The sequence below is a fragment of the Paraburkholderia diazotrophica genome (assembly GCF_900108945.1).
GTDB lineage: Bacteria > Pseudomonadota > Gammaproteobacteria > Burkholderiales > Burkholderiaceae > Paraburkholderia > Paraburkholderia diazotrophica.
In genome coordinates, this window is the sequence record NZ_FNYE01000098.1 from 1 (window position 1) to 2,412 (window position 2,412).

Here is a 2,412-nt window from a genome sequence, read left to right on the forward strand (position 1 = left end):
TGTCTGGCGTCAACTAGAACTGCCACCGGCGACAACTAAAATTGCCGCCCTATGATGCTACTGCGGCCGGCGCCGTCGGCTTCGCGCCGGCCGCTTTTGCCCGGTAACTTTCGACTCCCATCAAGTCGAGCACGACGCTGTGATGCACCACTCGATCGATTGCCGCAAGCGTGGTCATCGGGTCCTTAAAGATTCGTTCCCATTCCGAGAATACGAGGTTTGTGGTGATGACGATGCTTTTGCGTTCATAGCGCTCAGCGAGCAAGGTGAACAACACTTCCATCTCATCGCGGTCGTGCTGGACGTAGCCGATGTCGTCCAGAATCAGACACTCAAAACGATCCAGCTTTGCCAGCTCCTGTGGCAATCGCAGATCGCGTTTTGCTGCGAGCAGACGCTGCACCAAGGCGCCCGTGGGTGTGAACAGAACTGGATAGCCCTGCTCGACGAGGGCGTGACCCAAGGCGCTGGCAAGATGGCTTTTCCCTGCACCCGGTCGGCCTACAGCTACCACGTTGATGGCCTCTTTGAGGAAACCGCCGCTGCGCAACCGCTCGATCTGCATACGGGTTGCCGGATCGAACCGATCCAGGTTGAGAGTCCGGAAAGTCTTGTCTGGAAGCAGCTCGGATTGCCTCAGGAGCCGCTCGATCCGGCGAGCCGCCTTCGCGGCGCGTTCGATACGGGCAAGCTCAAGCAGGAACGCCTCGTGAGTCAGTCCTTCTTTCGCTGCTCGCAATGCGGTGTCTTCCACCGCAGCCGCCATGGCACCGAGATTCAGCGCCCGAAGCGACGCCAGCAGTTCTTCCCGCGGGTTATGCATGGCTACTCCATGACGGAATCAGCGCGTCGTAATCCCGCAAGTTGATGGCGGCCTTGCCGATCTTCGGAACCGACGTCGGTGCCGGGCTCGTTACGAGCTCGCGCACGGTTTCGAGCGTCGGTATGCGCTGGTCATCCATCAGGCGGCCAATGGCTCGGTCAATTTCCGTCTCTGACGTGCTTGCGGCCAAATGCAACAGGCGCAGGTATTCCCGGTCCGCTTTCGTCGGAGTTGCGGCGAGCAGTGCGTCGTAGGCTCGGCGAAACGTGGTCGTCGGAAACAGTTCGTCCCGGTAGCAGTAGGCGGCAAACGCCCCAGGCTTTCTAACCAGAGACCAGATGAGATGCCGATAGTCGATGCGGCGCTGATTGCGGCCGGTCAGGCGCGGCAGGGTAAGCACGTGCGCCTGTCCGTGGTAAAGATCCAGGATCTCTGAGCGGATTCGCACTTTCAGCGATGCACCGATCAACCTGGACGGAACCGAGTAGTGATTGTTAAGCACCCGGATCAGACTGAAGCGGGACACGCGCACTGTCACCTCACGCGTGAAGTCGAGCGGCGCCTCGGGCAGCGGCTTGAGCGCTGCCCGGTCTGCCGCGAAGCGTTGCGTGCGAGTGAGGTTGCGCTGCCGAACAAGCTCACCAAGGAAGTGTTCGTAGTCGCAACGCGAGCCGAAGTCTCGCGTGCCACGAACGCGTAACGCCTGATCGACAGCCTGTTTGAACCGGAAATGCGATTGTTCGACGTCGCCGTTCTGATTCGCGCATCCCGCAGTGTTTGCCGATGGCTGCATTCCATAGTGCGCAAGCACGGCGCGATAGTTCTGCGTGAACTCATGCATGCCCTCGCGATCCAGGTCGCGTACCGCCGCGCTCAGATTGTCGGTGCGATGCCACTCGGGAACTCCACCGATCTGCCACAGGCAAGCTTCCAGCCCTTCGGCTAGCGCCTCAAAGCTTTCCGAGAAGCAGACGCGCACGGCCTCCACGTTCGAGTACGTGAGCACCAGGTGGTAGACGAGGTGCGGGAACTGTGTGCCGGCGATCGTTACCCCAAGGCTATTCATCGACGTGAAATCGGATTGAGCCATGCGTCCGGGGATGTGCTCCTGTGGAAACATGACTTCCTGCTCTGGGCCATGACGAACTCGCCACGCCTGAACGTGTCGCTGCAGAGTTCGCAGTTGACCCTGCTGGTATCGGCCCGGAAACGCCTGGCACAGCAGCGCAAACAAGGTCTTGGTCTGGAGCGCCGAATCCCGCTGGAGTTGCTCCTCGACCCATGGCCAGTCCAGGCTAAACGGGTTCTCGCGCGTTCGATGCGTGCGCGGCTTCTTCATCTGGCTGGGCAACTTCCCAGCACGTTCGTATTTGCGGGCTGTGCGCTCGCTCATCCCCGTACGCGCTGCAGCCAGTTTCTGGGTTACCCCTTTCCGTCGTTCTTCCCGCAACAATTTGATTTCTCCGTCTTTTTTCATGCCGGCTCCGCAAGGAGCCGCATGATAGCGACGACCCGAACCTCAACAGTTCGGCCGCCGGAAACCGGCAAATCTAGTTGTCGCTACCGGCAGAGGCAATTGTCGCCAGACA

2 protein-coding genes are annotated in these 2,412 nt (G+C 60.2%); both read right to left on the reverse strand.

Going from position 1 to position 2,412, the window contains the following annotated elements:
• Window positions 1-49: 49 nt before the first annotated feature.
• Window positions 50-823, reverse strand: coding sequence for an IS21-like element helper ATPase IstB (istB, locus tag BMW76_RS39965; protein ID WP_015004359.1), 774 nt, complete (start codon window positions 821-823; stop codon window positions 50-52).
• Window positions 816-2,300, reverse strand: a complete 1,485-nt coding sequence (gene istA / locus BMW76_RS39970; protein WP_090874166.1) for an IS21 family transposase — start codon at window positions 2,298-2,300, stop codon at window positions 816-818. Before istA ends, istB begins: the two co-directional genes overlap by 8 nt.
• Window positions 2,301-2,412 lie beyond the last annotated feature (112 nt).

What these genes read in the sequence shown, in the direction of transcription:
- istB (WP_015004359.1), bottom strand. Translation starts at nt 823, where the DNA reads ATGCATAACCCGCGGGAAGAACTGCTGGCGTCGCTTCGGGCGCTGAAT.
- istA (WP_090874166.1), bottom strand. Translation starts at nt 2,300, where the DNA reads ATGAAAAAAGACGGAGAAATCAAATTGTTGCGGGAAGAACGACGGAAA.